Below are 20,744 nucleotides of genomic sequence, written 5' to 3'. Positions count from 1 at the left end.
CCGCGGCCGGGCTGGGGCCGGGCCGACGACCGGACCTGACCACCGGAAGGCAACACATCCGAACACCCGCCACCTCTGCAGAGCGAAACGACCGTGACGGAACGGAATTTGACGGGCTGCCGGACAGTATCGGCACACCCCTTCCAACACAGTCCGACACGTCCTACCGTAAACGCGCATAGCTGACACACACATGACACCCATGTCCCACCCAGGTGTCCGGACGGTCGTCAGCCACCTTTCGCGAGTCGGAGGAGCGTCAACGATGCGTCACCCTCACACCCGCACCACCCGCAGAAGAGTCCTCGGAGCGCTCACCGCGGGCCTGCTCTGCGCGGCGGGCCTCGCCGGCCCCGCCCTGGCGGCTCCCGCCGCGGCCCCCGCCGCCCCCAGCCTGGCCGACGGTCTCGCCCTCACCCCGCCCATGGGCTTCAACAACTGGAACTCCACGCACTGCAGCGCCGACTTCAACGAGGGCATGGTCGAGGGCATCGCCGACCTCTTCGTGTCGAAGGGCCTGAAGGACGCCGGCTACCGGTACGTCAACCTGGACGACTGCTGGGCGCTGCCGCAGCGCGACGCCGACGGCAAACTGGTGCCCGACCCGGCCCGTTTCCCCCACGGCATCAAGGCCGTCGCCGACTACGTCCACTCCAAGGGCCTCAAGCTCGGCATCTACACCAGCGCCGGCACCAAGACCTGCGACAGCGCGGGCTTCCCCGGCGCGCTCGGCCACGAGTACAGCGACGCCCGGCAGTTCGCCGACTGGGGCGTGGACTACCTGAAGTACGACAACTGCAACAACCAGGGCGTCGACGCCAGGCAGCGCTACACCACCATGCGCGACGCGCTCAAGGCGACCGGGCGGCCCATCGTCTACAGCATCTGCGAATGGGGCCAGAACAAGCCCTGGGAGTGGGCGGCGGACGTCGGTCATCTGTGGCGCACCACGGGCGACATCAGCGACAACTGGGGCTCGATGCTGTCGATCCTGAAGCAGAACCTGCCGCTCGCGCCGTACGCCGGGCCCGGCCACTGGAACGACCCCGACATGCTGGAGGTCGGCAACGGCGGCATGACGGACACCGAGTACCGCTCGCACTTCTCCCTCTGGTCGGTCATGGCCGCGCCGCTGCTCATCGGCACCGACCTGCGCAAGGCCTCACCCGCGACGTTCGACATCCTGGGCAACAAGGAGGTCATCGCCGTCGACCAGGACCCGCTGGGCAAGCAGGGCACGGTCGTCTCCTCGGCGGGCGGACGCTGGGTGATCGCCAAGGAGATGAAGGACGGCAGCCGCGCGGTGGCCCTGTTCAACGAGTCGGGCACCGCCCAGCGCATCGCCACCACCGCGTCCGCCGTCGGCCTGCCCGACGCCTCCGCCTACACCCTGCGGGACCTGTGGCGGCACAGCACCTCCAACACCGCCGGCGCCATCGCCGCCACCGTCCCCGCGCACGGCACGGTGCTGCTGCGGGTCTCGGCCGACTCCCACTGGGCGGCGTACCCGCCCGCCGCCGAACTGGGCCTGGACAACGCCCCGTTCCTGGAGGCCGGCACCCAGGCCACGCTGACCAGCACGGTGACGGATCTGGGCCGCACCGCCGCGCGCCGGGTGTCGGTGTCCCTGACCGGCCCCGACGGGTGGAACATACGGGCCGCATCGCCCACCACGGCCCACGCCCTCGCCACCGGCGCCACCCTGCGCACCGGCTGGACCGTCACCGCGCCGGCCGGCACCCCGAGCGGCTCCTACGGCCTCACCCTGCGGGCGCGCTATCTCTCACCGGCCGGGCAGCGCGTCACCGACGCCCTCCCGGTGACCGCGTCCGTCGTCGTCCGGCCGCCCGCCGGGACCTCGTACCTGAGCGACCTGCCGTGGCTGTCCGCGACCAGTGGCTGGGGGCCGGTGGAACGCGACACGAGCAACGGCGAGAGCGCCGCGGGCGACGGCCATCCGATCACCATCGGCGGCACGGTGTACGCCAGGGGCCTCGGCGTCCACGCGCCGAGCGACGTCTCCTTCTACACCGGCAGGTCCTGCACCCGGCTCACCGCGGACGTCGGGGTCGACGACGAGAAGGGCACGAAGGGCAGCGTCACCTTCGAGGTCTGGGCGGACGGCACGAAGGTCGCCTCGACGGACGTCCTGACCAACGCGATGCCGGCCCAGCCGCTCGCCGCCGACATCACCGGCGCCCAGGTGGTCCGCCTGGTCGTCACCGACGCGGGCGACGGGAACGACTCCGACCACGCGGACTGGGCGGACGCGCGCGTGAGTTGCTGAGGGCGGCGCAGGTCCCGGGCGCGAGACCGTGCCCGGCGGGTGCGCGGGGGCTGGTCGCGCCCGCGCGGCGGTAGCCGCAGGTCGACCGGCCCCCGCACCCCCGGGAGCGCTGACGCCCCGGCTCAGACCCCCGCCGTCGCGTCCGGGCGGCGGGCCAGCGCTGCCGCCGCCGCGCCGACCAGTCCGGCGTCCGTGCCCATCTGCGCCGGTACGACCGTGAGCCGCTGGACGAAGGACAGCGTCGCGTACTCGGTGAGTGCCTTGCGCAAGGGCGTGAGGAGGATGTCCCCCGCCTTGCCGACGCCTCCGCCGATCACGGCGATGTCGATCTCGACCAGGGTCGCGGTGGCCGCGATGCCGGCGGCGAGCGCCTGGGCCGCGCGCTCGAAGGAGGCCACGGCGACCGGGTCCCCCTCGCGGGCGGCGGCGGCCACGGCGGCGGCCGAGGTGTCCCCCTCGGGGCCGGGACGCCAGCCCTGCTCCAGGGCACGGCGGGCGATGTTGGGGCCGCTGGCGATCCGCTCCACACAGCCGCGCGAGCCGCACGGACACGGGTCGCCGTCGAGGTCGACGCTGATGTGCCCGATGTGCCCGGCGTTGCCGGTCGGGCCCGGGTGCAGCCGGCCGTTCAGGACCAGGCCGCCGCCCACCCCGGTCGACACGACCATGCACAGCGCGTTGTCGTGGCCGCGGGCGGCGCCCTGCCAGTGCTCGGCCGCGGTGATCGCGACGCCGTCGCCGATCAGCTCGACCGGGAGCCCGCCGGTGGCCGCGCGCACCCGCTCGACCAGCGGGAAGTCCCGCCAGCCCGGCACGTTCACCGGACTGACCGTGCCCGCGGAGGCGTCCACCGGCCCGGCGCTGCCGATGCCGACGGCATCGGCGCGTCCCCACAGCGGCGAGCCGGCGAGATCGCCGAGCACCTCCTCCACGGCCCGCATGACCGTCTCGCCGTCCTGCTGGGCGGGCGTGCCGCGCTGGGACCGGGCGAGTATCCGTCCGTCGCCGTCCACCAGAGCGCCGGCGATCTTGGTGCCGCCGATGTCCAGGGCCGCGACGAGGTCGGTGTGCATCAGAGTCAGATCTCCCCGTTGAAGCTCGAGAAACGAACAGGCGCGGGCCGGTCGGGCGGTGGGGGCGCGGGCCGACAGACAACGGTGGACAGTCTCTCGCGCATCTGACAACGTTGTCCAGGCTCTATGCTCGACGCCACATCCTCATACAGACCGCGGATCGGCGCACCACCCGGGGTGCGCGGCCTCCCACGCACCGGCGGCCCGCCCCGGACGCACCGCCTCCGCGGCAGAGGGACGACAGACGGACGACAGGAACAGGACACCGCACCGTGCCCGAGACCACCCGCCGCGCAGACAGCCCTCCCGGCGCCCGTTACGGCAACCGCCCGACCATGAAGGACGTGGCGGCGCGGGCCGGGGTGGGCCTGAAGACGGTCTCCCGGGTGGTGAACGGCGAACCCGGCGTCACCCCCGACACCGAGCGCCGCGTCCAGGAGGCCATCGAGGCGCTCGGCTTCCGCCGCAACGACAGCGCGCGGGTGCTGCGCAAGGGCCGTACGGCGAGCATCGGACTGGTCCTGGAGGACCTCGCCGACCCCTTCTACGGTCCCCTGAGCCGCGCCGTCGAGGAGGTGGCCCGGGCCCACGGCGCCCTGTTGATCAACGGCTCCAGCGCCGAGGACCCGGAGCGCGAGCAGGAGCTGGCGCTGGCCCTGTGCGCGCGGCGGGTGGACGGTCTGGTGGTGATCCCCGCCGGGGACGACCACCGCTATCTCGAGCCGGAGATCAGGGCCGGCGTGGCGACCGTGTTCGTGGACCGTCCGGCCGGGCGCATCGACGCCGACGTGGTCCTGTCCGACAACTACGGCGGCGCCCGGGACGGCGTCGCCCATCTGATCGCCCACGGCCATCGCCGGATCGGGTTCATCGGCGACATGCCCCGCATCCACACCGCCGCCGAGCGGCTGCGCGGCTACCGGGCGGCCATGGAGGACGCGGGGATACCCGTCGAGGACTCCTGGATGTCCCTCGGGCAGACGAACCCGGAGCGGGTGCGCCGGGCGGCGCAGGAGATGCTCTCCGGTCCCGCCCCCGTCACCGCGGTCTTCGCCGGCAACAACCGGGTGACGGTCACCGTGATCCGGGTGCTGGCCGAGCAGTCCCGCCGGGTCGCCCTCGTCGGCTTCGACGACATCGAGCTGGCCGACCTGCTCCGGCCCGGGCTCACGGTCGTCGCCCAGGACGCGGCCGCCCTCGGCCGTACCGCCGCCGAGCGCCTCTTCCGGCGGCTGGACGGCGGCCTGGCGGCACCGGAGCGCATCGAGCTGCCCACCCGGCTGATCACCCGCGGCTCGGGCGAGCTGCCGCCGGCCGACTGAGCCGCCGGTGACCGGCCGCACCCTGGAGGAGCTCGGCCTCGCCGACGCCCCCCGCGACCATCCGCTGACCTATCCCGGCGCCTGGCCCGCCGGCTCCGGGCTGCTGTACGGCGACCGGATGCTCCCGCTGGAGCGCCTGGTGTACGACGACCGGGTGCCGGTGCTGGCCGTCGGCTCCAACGCCTGTCCCGGCCAACTCCGGCACAAGATGGCCGAGTCCGGGCTCGAGTCCGCCGTGCCGATGGTGCGCTCGCGGGTGTCCGGGCTCGACGTGGGCGTCTCGGCGCATGTCAGCCGCGTGGGTTACGTCTCGGCGTCCCCCGTCACGTCACCACGGGCGTTACGGGAGTTGTTCGTGATCTGGCTGGACGGGAGCCAGCTGGAGGTGATCGACGCCAGCGAGCCCAACTTCCGGCGGGTCTGGCTGCCCGCCCCCGAGGTGCGGGTCGAACTGCCGGACGGTTCCGGGCTCACCGGGGCGTACGCGTACGTCAACCGGCACGGCGTGCTCCACGACGGCACCGGGAAGCCGCGCCGCGATCCCGGCGACCAGCGGGCCCTGCTCACCGAACTCCTCGTGCGATCCGCTCCGTTGCGCGAGCTGTTCGGGGTCACGCCGGAGGAGTTCTGCGCCCGGGCACGCCGTGACCCCGGGCTGTGCGCGCGGGGCACTCGGCTGTTCGCGGAGCAGAAGTGGGTGACGGAGTCGGGTTTCGAGGTGTACGCCGACGGTCAGCACACCGGAAGCCCGGGCACCGGGGCGTCGTCGTTCCCGCCCTTGAGGTAGAGCCGCTGGACGAACGTGTGGTGGGCCAGGACCGACGACGACTGCGGCAACACCGGCGTGTGCCGTGTCCGCCCGGTCGACGCGTGGCGTCCAGCGTACGGGGCGGCGGGGACGGCCCGCCGCCCCGGCCGGGGCACTGTGACCGGTCCGCGACCTCTACTGCGCCGAGGCCGTCAGGTCACCGCGCCGGGGTGCGGCGAAGCCCTCCAGGTCGGCGCGGGTCAGACCGGTGAGGCGGGCGACCTCGGCGATGTCGAGGGCCCCGCAGTCCAGGCCGCGCAGGAGGTAACCGCTCAGGGCCTTGGCGGTCGCGGGCTCGTCCATGACGTCGCCGCCGGCCCGGTTGGCGTACCGGGCGAGCCGGTCGGCGGCCTGCTCGAAGCCCTCCCGGTAGAAGGCGAAGACGGCGGCGTAGCGGGTCGGGATGTGGCCGGGGTGCATGTCCCAGCCCTGGTAGTAGGCGCGGGCGAGGGCGCGCCGGGTGAGGCCGTAGTGCAGCCGCCAGGCGTCGTGGACCCTGGCCGTCGGGCCGACCGGGAGGACGTTGGTCGAGCCGTCCGAGACCCGTGCGCCGGTGCCCGCCGCCGCGACCTGCATGACCGCCTTCGCGTGGTCGGCGGCCGGGTGGTCGCCGGCCTGGTAGGCGGCGGAGACGCCGAGGCAGGCGCTGTAGTCGAAGGTGCCGTAGTGCAGCCCGGTGGCGCGGCCCTCGGCGGCCTGGATCATCCGGGCCACGGTGGCGGTGCCGTCGGCGGCCAGGATGGCCTGGCTGGTCTCGATCTGGATCTCGAAGCCGAGCCGGCCCGCGTCCAGGCCGTGCGCCTTCTCGAAGGCCTCCAGGAGCCGTACGAACGCGGTGACCTGCTCCGGGTACGTCACCTTGGGCAGGGTCAGCACCAGGCCCCCGGGCAGGCCGCCGGCCTCGATCAGGCCGGTGAGGAAGACGTCGAGGGTGCGGATGCCCCGGTCGCGCACCGCGGCCTCCATGCACTTCATGCGGATGCCCATGTACGGCGCCGCCGTGCCGTTCTGGTACGCCTCGGCGATCAGCCGGGCCGCGCGGGCCGCCGCCTGGTCCTCCTCGGCGTCGGGACGGGGGCCGTATCCGTCCTCGAAGTCGACGCGCAGGTCCTCGATCGGCTCGCGCTCGAGCTTGGCGCGGACGCGGGAGTAGACCGGCTCGGCGAGTTCGTCGGCGAGGCCCAGGACCGCGGCGAAGGAGGCGGCGTCCGGGGCGTGTTCGTCGAGGGCGGCGAGGGCCTGGTCGCCCCAGGAGCGGATGGTGCCGGCGGCGAAGGCGTCACCGGGGACGTAGACGGTGTGGACGGGCTGGCGGGTGCCGGGGTCTCCGGGGTAGCGGCGCTCCAGCTCCGCGTCGACCGGTGCCAGGGAGGCGCTGATCTCCTCGCTGACGGCGCCCGCGAGGCTCGTCGCCACCTTCTCCTGCTGACCCATCCCACACCCTCCAATTTTCCGCTTTACGGAATCAACAATCCGTAGAATGAAGTTATCTGTGCGGTTCTCGCTGGTCAACACCCCGTCCGCCCGCTGGCCGGCGCCCGGCGGTCGCCACCAGGATGCACCGAGGCCCCGGTGACCGCGTCGGTCGCCGGGGCCTCGGACGTGCCGGGTCGGGCTCAGCCCTTGCGGGCCTTGATCTCCTCGGTCAGCTGCGGGACGACGTCGAACAGGTCGCCGACCACGCCGAAGTCGACCAGCTCGAAGATCGGGGCCTCGGGGTCCTTGTTGACGGCCACGATCGTCTTGGAGGTCTGCATACCGGCGCGGTGCTGGATGGCACCGGAGATGCCGTTGGCGATGTAGAGCTGCGGCGACACCGACTTGCCGGTCTGGCCGACCTGGTTGGTGTGCGGGTACCAGCCGGCGTCGACGGCGGCGCGCGAGGCGCCGACGGCCGCGCCGAGGGAGTCGGCCAGCGCCTCGATGATCGAGAAGTTCTCCGCGCCGTTCACGCCACGGCCGCCGGAGACCACGATCGCGGCCTCGGTCAGCTCCGGGCGGCCCGTCGACTCACGCGGCGTACGGCCGGTGACCTTGGTGCCGGTCGCCTTGTCGGAGAAGGTCACCGACAGGGCCTCGACGCTGCCTGCGGCCGGGGCGGCCTCGACGGCCGCGCTGTTCGGCTTGACCGTGATGACCGGGGTGCCCTTGATGACGCGGGACTTGGTGGTGAAGGACGCGGCGAACACCGACTGGGTGGCCACCGGGCCCTCGTCGCCGGCCTCCAGGTCGACGGCGTCGGTGATGATGCCGGAGCCGATGCGCAGCGCCAGACGGGCGGCGATCTCCTTGCCCTCCGCGGAGGACGGCACCAGCACGGCGGCCGGGGAGACGGCCTCGTAGGCGGCCTGCAGGGCGTCCACCTTCGGCACGACCAGGTACTCGGCGTACTCGGAGGCGTCGTGGGTCAGGACGCGGGTCGCGCCGTGCTCGGCGAGGGTCGCGGCGGTGTCGGCGGCGCCCTTGCCCAGGGCGACGGCGACGGGCTCGCCGAGGCGGCGGGCCAGGGTCAGCAGCTCCAGGGTGGGCTTGCGGACGGCGCCGTCCACGTGGTCGACGTAGACGAGGACTTCAGCCATGGGATTGCTCTCCTGCGAAAACGAAGTTGAGGGGCGGTCAGCGGGGGCGAGCCCTTAGATGAACTTCTGGCTCGCGAGGAACTCAGCGAGCTGCTTGCCGCCCTCGCCCTCGTCCTTGACGATGGTGCCGGCCGTGCGCGCCGGGCGCTCGTTCGCGGCCTCGACCTTGGTGTACGCGCCCTCGAGACCGACTTCCTCGGCCTCGATGTCCAGGTCGGACAGGTCCCAGGACTCCACCGGCTTCTTCTTGGCCGCCATGATGCCCTTGAAGGACGGGTAGCGGGCCTCGCCCGACTGGTCGGTCACGGAGACGACCGCCGGAAGCTGCGCCTCGAGCTGCTCGGAGGCGGCGTCGCCGTCGCGGCGGCCCTTGACGACGCCGTCCTCGACGGAGACCTCGGACAGCAGGGTGACCTGCGGGACGCCGAGGCGCTCGGCCACCAGGGCCGGTACGACGCCCATGGTGCCGTCGGTGGAGGCCATGCCGGAGACGACCAGGTCGAAACCGGCCTTCTCGATCGCCTTGGCCAGCACCAGCGAGGTGCCGATGGCGTCGGTGCCGTGCAGGTCGTCGTCCTCGACGTGGATGGCCTTGTCGGCGCCCATGGACAGCGCCTTGCGCAGCGCGTCCTTGGCGTCCTCGGGGCCGATGGTCAGGACGGTGACCTCGACGTCGTCGTCCGAGTTCTCCGCGATCTGCAGCGCCTGCTCGACCGCGTACTCGTCCAGCTCGGAGAGCAGACCGTCCACGTCGTCGCGGTCGACGGTCAGGTCATCGGCGAAGTGCCGGTCGCCAGTGGCGTCGGGCACGTACTTCACAGTGACAACGATCCTCAAGCTCACGCCGGCTCTCCTACTGCATCGTCATTTCCTGGCTGCCTCTTGCAGGCAGCATAGGCGCCTCAAGCGGCCGATCCCGGTCGGAGCGTCCGCGCGCTCCAGCCGAAATATTACTCGTCAGTACATCCAGTTCCTGCCCGCTAAGCAAGCGCTTTGAACTGTGACCTTCGCAACGCAGCGTAACCGGAACTCGACGGCCTCGCAGGCAGCGGGTGGCGTGATCAATCCCGCAGACCGTTGAAGCGCCCCTGGTGGTAGAGGAGCGGCCGGCCGGCACCGGAGGGGTCGCCCATGACGACCTCGGCGAGCACGATCCGGTGATCGCCGGCCGGCACCCGCGCGACGACGCGGCACACCAGCCAGGCGAGGACGTCGTCGAGCACCGGCACGCCCTCGGGGCCCTCGCGCCAGGCGGTCGGCGCGCCGAAACGGTCGGCGCCGCTGCGGGCGAAGGTGGCGGCCAGCTCGCTCTGGTGCTCGCCCAGTATGTGCACGGCGACATGGTCCGTCGCGGCTATCGCGGGCCAGCTGGAGGCGCCCGTGCCGATGCCGAAGGAGACGAGCGGGGGCTCGGCGGAGACGGAGGTGAGGGAGGTGGCGGTGAAGCCCACCGGGCCGGATGCGCCACGCGCCGTGATCACCGCCACACCGGCGGCGTGCCGGCGGAAGGTGGAGCGCAACAGGTCGGGAGAGGCGAGCTGAACGGTGCCGAGGTCGGGAGAGGCCGTCATGGAGTTGTCCTTCTGCCGGAGTTCACGAGCTGGGGGCCGTGTGGTCTCAGCAGCCCGGACAAGTGGCGCTCGCGGTGCGGGCGAGGTCGACGTGGACCCGCCCGTAGAGAAGGAGTTCGATCGGCATACGGTCAGGCTGACGATGGATGGTGCGCCCAGTCAAGCACGGTCCGGGATCCGGAAGGCGCCACGCGGTCTCCTGAGGCCCTCTCACACGGCTTCCCCGAGTGCCGCGATGACGTCGGCCTTGCGGGGCTGTCCCGTGGCTCGCCGTACGATCCGGCCGTCGGCGTCGAGCACCAGCACGGTGGGCGTCTTCAGGATCTCCAGCTCGCGCACGAGGCCCAGGTGCGCCTCGGCGTCGATCTCGACGTGGGTCACTCCGGGGACCATGTCCGCGACCTCGCCGAGGACGCGCCGGGTGGCCCGGCAGGGCGCGCAGAAGGCGCTGGAGAACTGGACCAGGGTGGCGCGCTCGCCCAGCTCGCCGCCGAGTTCGGCCGGTCCCAGCCGCTTGCCCTCGTCCCGCCCGCGCACCCGCACTCTCCCGCTCCGCCGCCTGTGCAGCACTCCGGCGGCGCTCGCCGCGAGGAGCACCGCCACGCACACCATCACTCCGGTCATCATCTGCACAAGCATTCACGAGACTGCAAAGATTCCCGCCTCCCGGGGGCGTTCTCGTTGCGGAATGCTTGCTTCATGGACATCGACGCGAGAGGGCCGCGCTTCGCGGCGGCCGTGACGACGGCCGTTCTGGCCGTGGCCCTGAGTCTGGAGAACGTGTGGGTGCTGGGCTGGCAGACGCTGGCGTTCGCGCTGGGCGCGGCGGCGGGTGTGCAACGCTCGCCCTACGGCTGGGCGTTCCGCACGGCCGTACGGCCGCGGCTCGGGCCGCCGAAGGAGTTCGAGGCGCCGGAGCCTCCGAGGTTCGCGCAGGCCGTGGGTCTGGTGTTCGGGGGGCTCGGCCTGGTCGGGTTCACGGCAGGACCGCAGTGGCTGGGGCTGGCGGCGACCGGCGCCGCGCTCGCGGCCGCGTTCCTCAACGCCGCGTTCGGCTACTGCCTCGGGTGCGAGATGTTCCTGCTTCTGAAGAGGGCGACGGTGCGGGCGGAGTAAAGGGCGTTTAAAGATCCGAGGTGGGATGTAGGCCGACGTGACGAGAATCTCGCCGCCGCGGGGCACCAGGACTGGCTACCCGTCCGTTCTTCGGGCACGATCTGCGAGACGCCGTAAACCTACGGCCGCGTAACTTCCCCGCCGGGAGCCCCCCTTTCCCGAGCAGAGCAGAAAGGGTCCACCCCGCCCATGGCAGAGCTGGTCTACCGTCCCGTCATCGGTTTCGCCAAGACGATGTTCAAGGTCTGGGACCTGAAGATCGACTGCCAGGGGTCGGAGAACATCCCGCGCTCGGGCGGCGCCGTGCTGGTGAGCAATCACATCAGCTACCTGGACTTCATCTTCAACGGCCTGGCGGCCCTGCCGCAGAAGCGCCTGGTGCGCTTCATGGCGAAGGAGTCCGTCTTCAGGCACAGGATCTCCGGTCCGCTGATGCGCGGCATGCGGCACATCCCGGTCGACCGCGAGCAGGGCGAGGCCGCCTACGAGCACGCGCTGGACTCGCTGCGTTCCGGTGAGGTCGTCGGGGTGTTCCCGGAGGCCACCATCTCGCAGTCGTTCACGCTGAAGAGCTTCAAGTCGGGTGCGGCCCGGCTCGCCCAGGACGCCGGCGTCCCGCTGATCCCGATGGCGGTGTGGGGCACCCAGCGGCTGTGGACCAAGGGGCAGCCGCGCAACTTCAAGCGCAGCCACCTGCCCGTCACCATCCGTGTCGGAGAGGCGGTCGAGGCACCCCGCGACCAGTACGCGGGCGCCATCACGCGCCGGCTCCGCGAGCGCGTCCAGGAACTGCTGGAGGCCGCACAGCGCGCCTACCCGGGCCGCCCCAAGGCCCTGGACGACGCCTGGTGGCTGCCGGCCCACCTGGGGGGCACGGCGCCGACGGCGGAGCAGCTGCGGGCGGCCGAAGCGGGGTAGCCTGCGGCGCTTCGGCCGGGTGGGGCTTGTGGCGGGCTTCGGTGGTCTGTTCGACTGCGGTCCGGTGGGGGCTGGTCGCGCCCGCGCGGTGAAACGCATGTCAGCGGAACACCGCGCCCGTGGGGAGTTGCAGAACCGTCGGCGCGTAGAGGCGAAGGCGGCGTCGGCGGCTGCGGCCGTGCCGGCTCCGGCCGGCTGGAGCCTTGCGGCCGTATGTGAAGGACCGGGAGCTAGTACGCACCCCCGCGACGGGCGCGCTCCCCTCCGGCCCGGTGCGCGGACTCGCGGCCGGCGACGGCCACTTCACCAAGGCCGAGCCGTCGGCGCACCCCGGCTCGGGCACTACGGCCGCAGCCTGCACCGCGCATTCGGCGGCGCAGCGGGACATGTCGCCTCCGGAGCAAAGGGTGACGCGGGTCGTCGCCGGGCCGTTCCCCACGCGCACGGTGGCGGCCGGCTCCCTGCACGAGTCGACCAGGGCGCCGGGCGTGAACGGCACCGCCCTGACGCCCTGTTGAAGCCTCAGAGGGCGTCGGGCAGGGTCCTCCACAGGTGTCGCCGGTCGGGGGCCGCCTTCAGCGCGTCGAGGACGAGCGGGTGCGGTTCGGCGTACAGGACCGGGTAGTCCAGCTCACCGGCCGCGGGGTCGGGGATCCAGGCCAGCCGCTCGCCGTCGAGGGAGAACCGGGCGTCCACGCCGGGCTTGTTGCCGCGCGGGTCCTGCCGGTGCCAGGCGCCGTGGAAGCGGACGGCGACCAGTCCGTGCAGCACGTGGCCGCTTCCGTCGTCATGCGTCAGCCGCTGATAGCACAGGGCCGTCGGGATGTCCTCCGCACGCAGCAGGGCTGTCAGCGCGTGCGCCTTGGCGTGGCAGATGCCCGTGCGCCGTCCGATGACGTCGGAGGCGCGCCAGGTGACGCGCGGGTCGTCGGCGTCGGCGGAGTGCGGGATGGTGTCGCGGACGAACTCATAGGCGGCCCGCGCATAGGCATACGAGTCGGCCGCCCCGGCGGCCAACCTCCCGGCCGTCTCCCGGACCACGGGATGGTGATGGTCGATGGCCTCGTCCGCGGCCAGATAAGCGGACAGATCGGCGGTGTCCTGGATCAGCTCCATGCCCGCAGAGCATAGGAAAGCGATCACTCGGCAGTCAATGAATTTTCGAGTGATCGCATACCTATGCAGACTGGGGGGCTAGCGCGCCATCTCCTCCTTGAGCGCGGCCACGAAGGTGTCGACGTCCTCCTCGGTGGTGTCGAAGGAGCACATCCAGCGCACCACCCCGGCGGCCTCGTCCCAGAAGTAGAAGCGGAAGCGCTTCTGCAGGCGTTCGGCCACGTCGTGCGGGAGCCTCGCGAAGACGCCGTTGGCCTGCACCGGGTAGAGGATCTCCACGCCGTGCACCGCGCGCACCCCCTCGGCGAGACGCTGGGCCATCTCGTTGGCGTGCCGGGCGTTGCGCAGCCACAGGTCCTTGGCCAGCAGCGCCTCCAGCTGCACCGAGACGAAGCGCATCTTGGAGGCCAGCTGCATCGACATCTTCCGCAGGTGCTTCATCTGCCGCACCGCGTCCTGGTTGATCACCACGACGGCCTCGCCGAAGACGGCGCCGTTCTTGGTCCCGCCCAGCGAGAGGATGTCGACGCCGACCGCGTCGGTGAACGTCCGCATGGGGACGTTCAGGGAGGCCGCGGCGTTGGCTATCCGCGAGCCGTCCAGGTGCACCTTCATGCCGCGCGCGTGGGCGTGCTCGCAGATCGCGCGGATCTCGTCCGGCGTGTAGAGGGTGCCCAGCTCGGTGCTCTGGGTGATCGAGACGACCTGCGGCATGGCACGGTGCTCGTCCTCCCAGCCGTACGCCTGCCGGTCGATCAGCTCGGGCGTGAGCTTGCCGTCGGGCGTGGGCACGGTGAGCAGTTTCAGGCCGCCCATCCGCTCGGGCGCGCCGCCCTCGTCCACGTTGATGTGGGCACTCTCGGCGCAGATCACCGCGCCCCAGCGGTCGGTGACCGCCTGGAGCGCGACGACGTTCGCGCCGGTGCCGTTGAAGACCGGGAAGGCCTCCGCGGTGGCCCCGAAGTGGCTGCGGATGATCCGCTGGAGGTTCTCGGTGTAGTCGTCCTCGCCGTAGGCCACCTGGTGGCCGCCGTTGGCGAGGGCCAGGGCGGCCAGCACCTCCGGGTGGGCCCCGGCGTAGTTGTCACTGGCGAAACCGCGGACCTGCGGGTCGTGATGGCGACGCGCGTCGGTCTTCGGAGGGTTCACGGCTTCTCGGTCAGCCACAGACGGTTTCCGTTCACTTCCGCGGCGGGCCTGCTCCAGACGTCCTCGATCTCCTTGGCGAGGTCCTTGACGTCCGTGAAGCCCGCGAACTTCGCGTTGGGGCGTTCGGCGCGCATCGCGTCGTGCACCAGCGCCTTCACCACCAGGATGGCAGCAGCCGAGCGCGGACCGGCCTCGCCCCCCGCCTTGCGGAAGCCGTCGGCCATGGCCAGCGTCCACGCCTCGGCGGCGGCCTTGGCCGCGGAGTACGCCGCGTTGCCCGCCGTGGGCTTCGACGCGCCGGCGGCGCTGATCAGCAGATAGCGGCCGCGGTCGCTGCGCTGCAGGCCGTCGAAGAAGGCGAGGGAGGTGTGCTGGACGGTGCGGATCAGCAGCTTCTCCAGCAGGTCCCAGTCGGCGAGGTCGGTCTCGGCGAAGGTCGCGCTGCCGCGCCAGCCGCCGACCAGGTGGACCAGGCCGTCGATCCGGCCGTGGTCCTTCTGGATGCGGTCGGCCCAGGCCCGGGTGTCGGCGAGGTCCAGCAGGTCGACTGTCTCCCCGGTGACCGTGGCCCCGCCGCGGGCGTAGCGGGCCGCGTCCACGGCCTCCGCCAGGCGCTCGGGGTTGTTGTCGGCGCCGACGACGACCGCGCCGGCCTCCGCGAGCCGGACCAGGGTCGCGTGCCCGGCGGGTCCGCCCGCGCCGGCCACCGCGATCACCGCGCCGCTGAGAGACCCGTTGTTCGCCACGTTGTTCCCCTCTGAAGCAGTGTTCTTCGAAGCAGTGTGCTCGTCGGTGCGGTCGCTCACGCGGCGATCCGCTCGGCACTGTCCGCCGTGATGCCCTTGGTGGAGGCGATCACGTTCTTCAGCTTCTTGGACAGGGCCTCGTAGAACATGCTCAGCGGAAACTCGTCCGGAAGCACGTCGTCCACGAGCTTGCGCGGCGGCTGGGTCAGGTCCAGGGCGTCGGGACCCTTGGCCCATTTGGAGCCCGGGTGCGGGGCGAGGTAGGTAGCGACCAGCTCGTAGCCGGCGAACCAGTGGACCAGCTTCGGGCGGTCGATGCCGTCCTTGTAGAGCTTCTCGATCTCGGCGCAGAGCTGGTTGGTGACCTGCGGGGCGCGCTCCCAGTCGATGGAGAGCTTGTTGTCGGTCCAGCGGACGACGTCGTGCTTGTGCAGGTAGGCGAAGAGCAGCTGGCCGCCGAGGCCGTCGTAGTTGCGGTTGCGGTCGCCGGTGACCGGGAAGCGGAACATCCGGTCGAAGAGCACCGCGTACTGCACGTCACGGGCCTGCGGGACGCCGTCCGCCTGGAGCTTGACGGCCTCCTTGAAGGCGGTGAGGTCGCAGCGCAGCTCCTCCAGGCCGTACATCCAGAACGGCTGGCGCTGCTTGATCATGAACGGGTCGAAGGGCAGGTCGCCGTGGCTGTGGGTGCGGTCGTGGACCATGTCCCACAGGACGAAGGCCTCTTCGCAGCGCTTCTGGTCGTGGACCATCGCGGCGATGTCCTCGGGCAGGTCGAGGCCCAGGATGTCGACGGCGGCCGCGGTGACCCGGCGGAAGCGGGCGGCCTCGCGGTCGCAGAAGATGCCACCCCAGGAGAAACGTTCCGGTGCCTCACGCACGGCGATGGTCTCCGGGAACAGCACCGCGGAGTTGGTGTCATAGCCGGAGGTGAAGTCCTCGAAGGTGATGCCGCAGAACAGCGGGTTGTCGTACCGGGTGCGCTCCAGCTCGGCCAGCCAGTCCGGCCAGACCATGCGCAGCACGACCGCCTCCAGGTTGCGGTCCGGGTTGCCGTTCTGCGTGTACATCGGGAAGACGACCAGGTGCTGCAGGCCGTCCACGCGGTTCGCGGCGGGCTGGAAGGCCAGCAGGGAGTCCAGGAAGTCCGGGACCTGGAAGCCGCCCTCGGCCCAGCGGTGCAGGTCCGTCACGAGGGCGCGGTGGTAGGTCTCGTCGTGCGGGAGCAGCGGGGACAGCTGCTCGACCGCCTCGACGACACGCCGTACGGCACCCTCCGCTTCGGCCTTGTCCGGGGCGCCCTCGGCGTCGAAGTCGATCGATCCGTCCTTGGACTGCCATGGCCGGATCCGCTCCACGGCATCCTTGAGCACGGGCCAGGCCGGGTGCTCAATCACCCTGGTCGACGAAGGAATATGTCCCTCCGCACCCGCCTGCACAAGAATTTCCGTCATGACCCATCCTCCACGGGAGAAGCTCGCGTAGGGACACCGTATGCATACCCCGATTCAGCCAGCAAGAGGCAGATCGGGAAATTATTCTGCCGAGTCCCTTGGTCACCGACGTTTTTCCTGTCGTAAACCGTGACGACGCTCACTTCGATCGAGCGGCCGGGTGCCCGGGGCCGTAGGGATCCGGTCGGGCGCGGGTGCGGGGACGCGCCCGCCCGAGGGTGCCGGCAGGGGCGCATACCGGCCAGTCGACGGCCGCCACGCACCCGTATGCCTTGTGCACGTGCGGGTTCATCGCGGGGCTCGGCCGTTAGGCTGCGACTCTGCCCGCGCGGACGACGGCGTCCGCCCGTTCCGCGCGTGCCGAGCCGCCGTCGACGGAACGGAGTCGAACCTTGAACTTCCTTACCATCGGTCACCGCGGGGTCATGGGTGTCGAGCCCGAGAACACCCTTCGTTCCTTCGTCGCCGCGCAGGACGCCGGCCTCGACGTCATCGAACTCGATCTGCATCTGAGCAAGGACGGCGCCCTGGTCGTCATGCACGACGACGAGGTGGACCGCACGACCGACGGCACCGGGCCGATCGCCGACAAGACCCTGGCCGAGCTGCGCGCCCTGGACGCGGGCCGCGGCGAGCGCGTCCCGGTGTTCGAGGAGGTGCTGGAGGCGGTCCGCACGCCGCTGCAGGCCGAGATCAAGGACGTGGCGGCGGCCCGCGCGCTCGCGGCGGTGATGCACGACCGCGACCTGGTCGGGCGCGTGGAGGTGTCCTCGTTCCACGACGACGCGATCGCCGAGATCACCCGGCTGGTGCCCGGGGTGCGCACCGCGCTGATCGCCAGCCGCTACGGCACGGACGTGGTGGAGCGCGCGGTCGCCGTGGGCGCGGCGACCGTCTGCCTCAACATCCGCCGGCTCACCCTGGAGACCGTCGAGCACGCGCGCGGGTCCGGGCTGCGGGTCATCGGCTGGGTGGTCAACACCCAGGATCATCTGCGGCTGGTGCGCGCGCTGGAGCTGGACGGCGCCACGACCGACTTCCCGGAGATCAAGCGCACGGGGCGCTTCACGGCGTGACGGTCACCCGAGCTTCTTGACCAGCAGCTCGAACTGCAGGTCGTCGCGCTGCGGGATGCCGAAGCGCTCGTCGCCGTACGGGAAGGGCGACATCTTTCCCGTACGGCGGTACCCGCGGCGCTCGTACCAGGCGATCAGGTCGTCCCGTACGGAGATCACCGTCATGTGCATCTCGGTGACGCCCCAGTCCTCGCGGACCTGGCGCTCGGCCTCCGCCATGACCGTCTTGCCCAGGCCCGCGCCCTGCAGCCCGGGACGGACCGCGAACATGCCGAAGTAGGCGTGGTCACCGCGGTGTTCCAGCTGGCAGCAGGCGATGATCTCGCCGTCCTGCTCCACGGTCAGCAGCCGGCTCTGGGGCGACTTGATCACCTCCAGCACGCCCTCGGGATCCGTCCGCTGCCCCTGGAGGATGTCCGCCTCGGTGGTCCACCCGGCCCGGCTGGAGTCGCCGCGGTAGGCGGACTCGATCAGCGCGACCAGCGCGTCGACGTCGGCGTCGGTGGCGTCGCGGAAGGTGGGGCCGGCGGCGGGGGTCTCCATGGGGGCTTACTCCGATCTCGGGCGTGGCTCAGCCAGGGTCGAGGGTAACCCTGCCATTAGGCTCCACCCGCATGGTGCACGTACTCAGCAGCCGGACGCTGCTCACCCCCGCCGACCCCGAGCGCTCCCGGACCTTCTACGGCGATCAGCTGGGCCTGTCGGTCTACCGCGAGTTCGGTACGGGGCCCGAGCGCGGGACGGTCTACTTCCTCGGCGGCGGCTTCCTGGAGGTCTCCGGCAGGTCCGGCACCCCGCAGTCCCCCGCGGTCCGGCTCTGGCTCCAGGTCGAGGACGTCACGGCCGCGCACGAGGAGTTGCGAGCCAAGGGAGTCGAGGTCGTCCGGCCTCCGGTGAAGGAGCCCTGGGGGCTGGTCGAGATGTGGATCGCCGACCCGGACGGCATCCGCATCGCCCTGGTGGAGGTCCCCGAGGACCACCCGATGCGCTACCGCCCGGGCATCTAGCGCCGCACCCCGCGGTCCCGGCGCCCCCCGACCGCCCCCGGGCGGCGCTCGACGCGCCGCCGCCGATGCGCGGTGCCGGCGCCGGCCGGTCAGGCGCGCAGGGCCTCCGCACGGCCCTCCAGGCGGCTCAGCAACTCGGCCAGCAGACCGGCGAGTTCGCGCTGCCCCTGCGGGGCCAGGACGGACAGGACCGCCGTCTCGTAGGCGAGTTGCTCGGGGAGGATGCCGTCGACCAGCTCGCGGCCGGCGTCGGTGAGCCGGACGTGGGCGACCCGGCGGTCGCGGGTGTCGCCGCGCCGCTCGACCAGTCCGCGTTCGGTCAGCTGCTTCAGCCGCTTGGTGACGGCGGCTCCGGAGGAGAAGGTCTCGCGGGCCAGCTCACCGGGGGTCAGTTCGTGCCCGGTCCGGCGCAGCGCGCCCAGCAGGTCGTACTCCGGACGGCTGAGCCCGGCGCGGCGCAGCGGGGCGTCCTCGGCCTGCTGGAGCAGCGCGGCGCACCGGTTGATCCGGCCGATGACCTCCATGGGCCCGGTGTCCAGCTCGGGGTGCACGGCACGCCACTGCCGGACGACGGCGGCGACGGTGTCGGCGTCGCGCCGCGCCCCGGCGCCGGCCGCGGCCCCGTCCCTCCCCGGCTGCGCGGCACCGGGTCGCGGGCCGGCGGACCGGCCGTGGTCGCGCGCCCGGCCGGCGCCGGGCGTGCCGTCCGCCGGCACGTGTCCGCCGTTCGTCCCCGTCATGGCCGTACGTCCTCCGTCGCTCTGCCGTCCTGGTGCAGCGGCGGCACGAAGCCCTGGCGTCGTACCGTCGCCGCGAGCGTACGGTGTCCGGACTGCTCGGCGAGCACGACCCGCTCCTCGGGCAGGGCGCGCTGCCACCACTCGCCGGAGGCGGCGTCGGCCGTGGCGCGCAGGTCGGCGAGGGCGGCGGCGAGGGCGCGGCGGGCGGCTTCCAGGGCGTGCGGGGCCGGGTGCGGTTCGGCCAGCAGCCGGGCGGCGTTCTCTCGGGCGCGTTCCGCCGTGGCCAGCGCCTGCTCGAGGCGGTCCCCGGCGCGCCGGTTGGTGACGGCGACCGCCGCGACGAAGCCGGCCAGCGCGCCGACGAGGGTGTCCAGGACCCGCTGGGTGATCAGCTCGGCCGGGTTCTGGGCGCGGGCGAACTCGGTGATGAGCAGGGCCATCGGGGTCACGCAGACGGTGCCGAGCCAGTAGTTGCGGCCGATCAGCGCCTCCGCGCCGAAGTTCAGGGCGAGGACGGACAGCACCAGCACGGCCGGGTGGAGATGGGCGAGGGGGGCGAGGGCGGCGAAGAACAGGACGCCGACGACGTTGCCGACCACCCGCTGGACGGCGCGGCTCCAGGTGAGGGTGACGTTGGCCTGGTAGAGGGAGGCCGCGGTGACCAGTGCCCAGTACGGCCGGCCGGCCCCGAGGGCGAGGGAGGCGTAGCCGGCGAGGGCGCAGCCGATCGCGGTGCGGACGGCGATCGGGGCACAAGGGGCCAGCTGGTGGCGCAACGGCCGCCGCGGCAGGGCGAGTTCGGTGTCCACGCCGAGGAGTTCGTACGCGGACCCGCGCGGGGACGCGACGCGCGGGATCCGGCCGGTGCCGCGCAGCTCGCGGGCCCAGGCGCGCAGCCCTGCGGGGTCGGCGTCGGCGGGCGCGGCGAGGGCGACCTCGGCGCGGACCAGGAGGCGTTCGAGGGCGCGCCGGTTGCGGTCCGGGCGGGCGCCGGCGGCGAGCAGCGACTGCCAGGCGGCGTGGATCGCGGCGGCGCTCGCGGCGCGGGCCCGGGCGTGGCCGCCGGCGGTGCCGCGCGTGTCGGCGTACGCGGCGGCGGCGTCGAGCGCCCGGGCGGTGGCGCGGCGCTCCGGGCCGTACGGGCGGAGCAGGCCCGGTGCCATGCCGACCAGCCAGGCCCAGGCGCCGGCCGCCAGGGCCAGCCCGGCGTGCCCGGGCACCTGGCCGAGGGTCTGCGGCACGAACAGCGAGGCGGAGCTGATGAAGGTCAGCACCACGTTGCCGGGCGGTCCGAGCCGGGTGGCGTCGCTGGCGGCCTTCTGCACGGCCGCCAGCACGGCGCCCACGGTGACGAGGACCACCGCGCTGTGGGTGAGGGACGCGGCGAGGAGGGAGACCGTGAGGCCGCCGACCATGCCGAGCACCACCCAGGCCAGAACGCGGGCGCGGGCGGCGTAGGGCCGGCTGTGGCCGTAGAGCGCGCACAGCGACCCGGCCATCGTGTACATCGCGAGGTCCAGGCGGCCGAGCGCCAGCAGGGTCAGGTTGGCCGGGGCGACCGCGGCGACCACGCTCAGGGCGGGCTTGAACCAGATGTCGGAGGGCCGGCCGAGGCGGAGCACTCCGGCGAGGGGAAGTCGGTGGGGGCTGGCACTGCTCATCCATTCAATTTAGCAGGTGTTTTACTCGTAAACTTTCCTGCGCCTGCGTCAGGCCGGCCGTCCGCTCACCCCGCGTGCTCCGCCGCATGCTCCCCGTGTACACCCTTGCGCTCGCGTACGC

General features: G+C 72.4%; 22 protein-coding genes. 8 read left to right on the top strand and 14 right to left on the bottom strand.

Features of this window, described 5'->3' with window-relative positions; all coding sequences use genetic code 11:
* The first annotated feature begins 265 nt into the window (after positions 1–265).
* The gene (locus tag OG956_RS32065; protein ID WP_330341506.1) at positions 266–2,287 is read left to right on the top strand and encodes an NPCBM/NEW2 domain-containing protein; all 2,022 of its coding nucleotides are present in this window, start codon (positions 266–268) and stop codon (positions 2,285–2,287) included.
* Positions 2,288–2,409: 122 nt separating this feature from the next.
* On the opposite strand, the gene OG956_RS32060 is transcribed toward OG956_RS32065, so the two are convergent.
* Positions 2,410–3,360 (bottom strand): ROK family protein, encoded by a 951-nt coding sequence (locus OG956_RS32060; RefSeq protein ID WP_330341505.1) that lies wholly within the window; start codon positions 3,358–3,360, stop codon positions 2,410–2,412.
* A 272-nt stretch (positions 3,361–3,632) separates the two neighbouring features.
* Here OG956_RS32060 and OG956_RS32055 point away from each other — a divergent pair, with 272 nt between their 5' ends.
* Positions 3,633–4,682 carry a LacI family DNA-binding transcriptional regulator gene (locus tag OG956_RS32055; RefSeq protein WP_330341504.1) on the top strand — a complete coding sequence of 350 codons (1,050 nt, stop codon included), beginning with the start codon at positions 3,633–3,635 and terminating at the stop codon, positions 4,680–4,682.
* Positions 4,683–4,689: 7 nt separating this feature from the next.
* Positions 4,690–5,469, top strand: a complete 780-nt coding sequence (locus OG956_RS32050) for a hypothetical protein (protein ID WP_330341503.1) — start codon at positions 4,690–4,692, stop codon at positions 5,467–5,469.
* 156 nt (positions 5,470–5,625) lie between these two features.
* On the opposite strand, the gene OG956_RS32045 is transcribed toward OG956_RS32050, so the two are convergent.
* From OG956_RS32045 to OG956_RS32025, 6 genes are all read right to left on the bottom strand, one after another.
* Positions 5,626–6,924: a DUF6986 family protein gene (locus tag OG956_RS32045; RefSeq protein WP_330341502.1), complete on the bottom strand. Its 1,299-nt coding sequence runs from the start codon at positions 6,922–6,924 to the stop codon at positions 5,626–5,628.
* A gap of 182 nt (positions 6,925–7,106) precedes the next feature.
* Positions 7,107–8,069: an electron transfer flavoprotein subunit alpha/FixB family protein gene (locus tag OG956_RS32040; protein WP_330341501.1), complete on the bottom strand. Its 963-nt coding sequence runs from the start codon at positions 8,067–8,069 to the stop codon at positions 7,107–7,109.
* A 54-nt stretch (positions 8,070–8,123) separates the two neighbouring features.
* On the bottom strand, positions 8,124–8,912 hold the full coding sequence (locus tag OG956_RS32035) for an electron transfer flavoprotein subunit beta/FixA family protein (protein WP_330341500.1): 789 nt from the start codon (positions 8,910–8,912) through the stop codon (positions 8,124–8,126).
* 218 nt (positions 8,913–9,130) lie between these two features.
* Positions 9,131–9,640 carry a flavin reductase family protein gene (locus OG956_RS32030; protein WP_330341499.1) on the bottom strand — a complete coding sequence of 170 codons (510 nt, stop codon included), beginning with the start codon at positions 9,638–9,640 and terminating at the stop codon, positions 9,131–9,133.
* A gap of 46 nt (positions 9,641–9,686) precedes the next feature.
* The gene (locus OG956_RS40290; protein ID WP_360147166.1) at positions 9,687–9,767 is read right to left on the bottom strand and encodes a putative leader peptide; all 81 of its coding nucleotides are present in this window, start codon (positions 9,765–9,767) and stop codon (positions 9,687–9,689) included.
* Positions 9,768–9,850: 83 nt separating this feature from the next.
* On the bottom strand, positions 9,851–10,264 hold the full coding sequence (locus OG956_RS32025) for a TlpA family protein disulfide reductase (RefSeq protein WP_330342997.1): 414 nt from the start codon (positions 10,262–10,264) through the stop codon (positions 9,851–9,853).
* Between the two features lie 75 nt (positions 10,265–10,339).
* Between OG956_RS32025 and OG956_RS32020 the strand changes: the two genes are divergently transcribed.
* From OG956_RS32020 to OG956_RS32010, 3 genes are all read left to right on the top strand, one after another.
* Positions 10,340–10,756 (top strand): DUF4395 domain-containing protein, encoded by a 417-nt coding sequence (locus OG956_RS32020; protein ID WP_330341498.1) that lies wholly within the window; start codon positions 10,340–10,342, stop codon positions 10,754–10,756.
* A 189-nt stretch (positions 10,757–10,945) separates the two neighbouring features.
* Entirely contained in the window at positions 10,946–11,674 is a 729-nt protein-coding gene (locus OG956_RS32015; RefSeq protein WP_330341497.1) for a lysophospholipid acyltransferase family protein, read from the top strand.
* Between the two features lie 203 nt (positions 11,675–11,877).
* On the top strand, positions 11,878–12,192 hold the full coding sequence (locus OG956_RS32010) for a hypothetical protein (protein ID WP_330341496.1): 315 nt from the start codon (positions 11,878–11,880) through the stop codon (positions 12,190–12,192).
* Between the two features lie 4 nt (positions 12,193–12,196).
* Here the strand turns inward: OG956_RS32010 and OG956_RS32005 are convergent, their stop codons facing one another.
* The 4 genes from OG956_RS32005 to OG956_RS31990 form a co-directional block, all read right to left on the bottom strand.
* Complete coding sequence (locus OG956_RS32005; protein ID WP_330341495.1) at positions 12,197–12,790, bottom strand: transglutaminase-like domain-containing protein; 594 nt, start codon at positions 12,788–12,790, stop codon at positions 12,197–12,199.
* A 78-nt stretch (positions 12,791–12,868) separates the two neighbouring features.
* Positions 12,869–13,939 (bottom strand): threonine aldolase family protein, encoded by a 1,071-nt coding sequence (locus OG956_RS32000; RefSeq protein ID WP_330341494.1) that lies wholly within the window; start codon positions 13,937–13,939, stop codon positions 12,869–12,871.
* Positions 13,936–14,685, bottom strand: a complete 750-nt coding sequence (locus tag OG956_RS31995; RefSeq protein ID WP_330342996.1) for an SDR family NAD(P)-dependent oxidoreductase — start codon at positions 14,683–14,685, stop codon at positions 13,936–13,938. Before OG956_RS31995 ends, OG956_RS32000 begins: the two co-directional genes overlap by 4 nt.
* Before the next feature lie 56 nt (positions 14,686–14,741).
* Positions 14,742–16,139 carry a DUF6421 family protein gene (locus OG956_RS31990; RefSeq protein ID WP_330341493.1) on the bottom strand — a complete coding sequence of 466 codons (1,398 nt, stop codon included), beginning with the start codon at positions 16,137–16,139 and terminating at the stop codon, positions 14,742–14,744.
* A gap of 392 nt (positions 16,140–16,531) precedes the next feature.
* On the opposite strand from OG956_RS31990, the gene OG956_RS31985 reads away from it, so the two are divergent.
* Entirely contained in the window at positions 16,532–17,215 is a 684-nt protein-coding gene (locus OG956_RS31985) for a glycerophosphodiester phosphodiesterase (protein ID WP_330341492.1), read from the top strand.
* Between the two features lie 3 nt (positions 17,216–17,218).
* On the opposite strand, the gene OG956_RS31980 is transcribed toward OG956_RS31985, so the two are convergent.
* Positions 17,219–17,758, bottom strand: coding sequence for a GNAT family N-acetyltransferase (locus OG956_RS31980; protein WP_330341491.1), 540 nt, complete (start codon positions 17,756–17,758; stop codon positions 17,219–17,221).
* A 71-nt stretch (positions 17,759–17,829) separates the two neighbouring features.
* Between OG956_RS31980 and OG956_RS31975 the strand changes: the two genes are divergently transcribed.
* Positions 17,830–18,222, top strand: coding sequence for a VOC family protein (locus tag OG956_RS31975; RefSeq protein WP_330341490.1), 393 nt, complete (start codon positions 17,830–17,832; stop codon positions 18,220–18,222).
* 89 nt (positions 18,223–18,311) lie between these two features.
* Here OG956_RS31975 and OG956_RS31970 read toward each other — a convergent pair whose 3' ends face one another.
* Together OG956_RS31970 and OG956_RS31965 are read right to left on the bottom strand one after the other, a co-directional pair.
* Positions 18,312–18,962: a MarR family winged helix-turn-helix transcriptional regulator gene (locus OG956_RS31970; RefSeq protein ID WP_330341489.1), complete on the bottom strand. Its 651-nt coding sequence runs from the start codon at positions 18,960–18,962 to the stop codon at positions 18,312–18,314.
* Positions 18,959–20,623, bottom strand: coding sequence for an FUSC family protein (locus OG956_RS31965; RefSeq protein ID WP_330341488.1), 1,665 nt, complete (start codon positions 20,621–20,623; stop codon positions 18,959–18,961). Before OG956_RS31965 ends, OG956_RS31970 begins: the two co-directional genes overlap by 4 nt.
* Positions 20,624–20,744: the final 121 nt, after the last annotated feature.

This window comes from Streptomyces sp. NBC_00557 (genome assembly GCF_036345995.1).
Lineage (GTDB): Bacteria > Actinomycetota > Actinomycetes > Streptomycetales > Streptomycetaceae > Streptomyces.
Note: the sequence above shows the minus strand (reverse complement) of the source record. Positions and strands in the feature narration are given on the sequence as shown.

Coding starts and splice junctions, on each gene's coding strand:
- OG956_RS32065 (WP_330341506.1), top strand. CDS start 266: ATGCGTCACCCTCACACCCGCACCACCCGCAGAAGAGTCCTCGGAGCG.
- OG956_RS32060 (WP_330341505.1), bottom strand. CDS start 3,360: ATGCACACCGACCTCGTCGCGGCCCTGGACATCGGCGGCACCAAGATC.
- OG956_RS32045 (WP_330341502.1), bottom strand. CDS start 6,924: ATGGGTCAGCAGGAGAAGGTGGCGACGAGCCTCGCGGGCGCCGTCAGC.
- OG956_RS32040 (WP_330341501.1), bottom strand. CDS start 8,069: ATGGCTGAAGTCCTCGTCTACGTCGACCACGTGGACGGCGCCGTCCGC.
- OG956_RS32030 (WP_330341499.1), bottom strand. CDS start 9,640: ATGACGGCCTCTCCCGACCTCGGCACCGTTCAGCTCGCCTCTCCCGAC.
- OG956_RS40290 (WP_360147166.1), bottom strand. CDS start 9,767: ATGCCGATCGAACTCCTTCTCTACGGGCGGGTCCACGTCGACCTCGCC.
- OG956_RS32025 (WP_330342997.1), bottom strand. CDS start 10,264: ATGACCGGAGTGATGGTGTGCGTGGCGGTGCTCCTCGCGGCGAGCGCC.
- OG956_RS32020 (WP_330341498.1), top strand. CDS start 10,340: ATGGACATCGACGCGAGAGGGCCGCGCTTCGCGGCGGCCGTGACGACG.
- OG956_RS32015 (WP_330341497.1), top strand. CDS start 10,946: ATGGCAGAGCTGGTCTACCGTCCCGTCATCGGTTTCGCCAAGACGATG.
- OG956_RS32005 (WP_330341495.1), bottom strand. CDS start 12,790: ATGGAGCTGATCCAGGACACCGCCGATCTGTCCGCTTATCTGGCCGCG.
- OG956_RS31990 (WP_330341493.1), bottom strand. CDS start 16,139: ATGACGGAAATTCTTGTGCAGGCGGGTGCGGAGGGACATATTCCTTCG.
- OG956_RS31980 (WP_330341491.1), bottom strand. CDS start 17,758: ATGGAGACCCCCGCCGCCGGCCCCACCTTCCGCGACGCCACCGACGCC.
- OG956_RS31975 (WP_330341490.1), top strand. CDS start 17,830: ATGGTGCACGTACTCAGCAGCCGGACGCTGCTCACCCCCGCCGACCCC.
- OG956_RS31970 (WP_330341489.1), bottom strand. CDS start 18,962: ATGACGGGGACGAACGGCGGACACGTGCCGGCGGACGGCACGCCCGGC.
- OG956_RS31965 (WP_330341488.1), bottom strand. CDS start 20,623: ATGAGCAGTGCCAGCCCCCACCGACTTCCCCTCGCCGGAGTGCTCCGC.